Raw genomic sequence first — 739 nt, forward strand, 5'->3', positions numbered from 1 at the left:
TCTCAGTCCGTCGCACCTGGTCAGTCGAAAGCAACCTGCGTTTCGAGATCGTCGAACGTCCCGAGATCGGCATGGTACGCGTCCTGCAGGATGTCAGCGACAGTCCGGAGCTGTTGCACCTTTCCAGGGACCGTGTGGCCGCCGATCGCTGGCTTGCCACCAATCCGTACAGCCGAGCCTATCTCGAAGAGGTCTCCGCCGACGAGGTCGGCGCCGACATCATCGAGGGCCGCACAGCAGCCTGACTTCCACACCGCATAAACCAACCACCGACAGGGCCTGGATCGCGCGAGCGATCGCCGGGCCTGTTCCGTTTCATGGAGATCGACATGTTCGACTGGACCAGAGGCTGCTCTTATGACGAGCAGCAGAAAAGACGCTTCCACACGACCGCCCGCTCGCGGCTGAAGAAACTCGCTGCAGAACTTGCGCTGCCGCCAGGCAGCTTTGACCTGCGTTCGAACAAGGCGGGTATCGCCGTTTCCGGCGAAATTACCCTGCACCATGACCGGGTATACATCCAGGTTGGTCAGTTCGCCATGTCCTCCGGCCACGGCATCCTGATCCGCACCTGCAAGGGCCGCAAGGATTATACCGGCGGAGCCAATCACTTCGTCGCGCTCGCCATGCTCGACGACGTTCCGGCGCTCGCGGCCGCCGTCCGCGCCATCACCGGTATCGGGCGCGAAGCAGCACAGCCCGCCGGTCGCCGGGCCGCCTGAAGCAGTCCAACGATCCC

The 739-nt window shown here is 63.3% G+C and carries 1 protein-coding gene and 1 pseudogene; both read left to right on the plus strand.

Annotated elements, in window-relative coordinates; all coding sequences use genetic code 11:
• Positions 1 to 245: pseudogene (locus EN742_RS38500) on the plus strand (hypothetical protein); the annotation flags it as partial.
• Positions 246 to 329: 84 nt separating this feature from the next.
• On the plus strand, positions 330 to 722 hold the full coding sequence (locus EN742_RS36710) for a hypothetical protein (RefSeq protein WP_189375769.1): 393 nt from the start codon (positions 330 to 332) through the stop codon (positions 720 to 722).
• Positions 723 to 739: the final 17 nt, after the last annotated feature.

Source organism: Mesorhizobium sp. M4A.F.Ca.ET.020.02.1.1, from assembly GCF_004022645.1.
GTDB lineage: Bacteria > Pseudomonadota > Alphaproteobacteria > Rhizobiales > Rhizobiaceae > Mesorhizobium.

Coding starts and splice junctions, on each gene's coding strand:
- EN742_RS36710 (WP_189375769.1), top strand. CDS start 330: ATGTTCGACTGGACCAGAGGCTGCTCTTATGACGAGCAGCAGAAAAGA.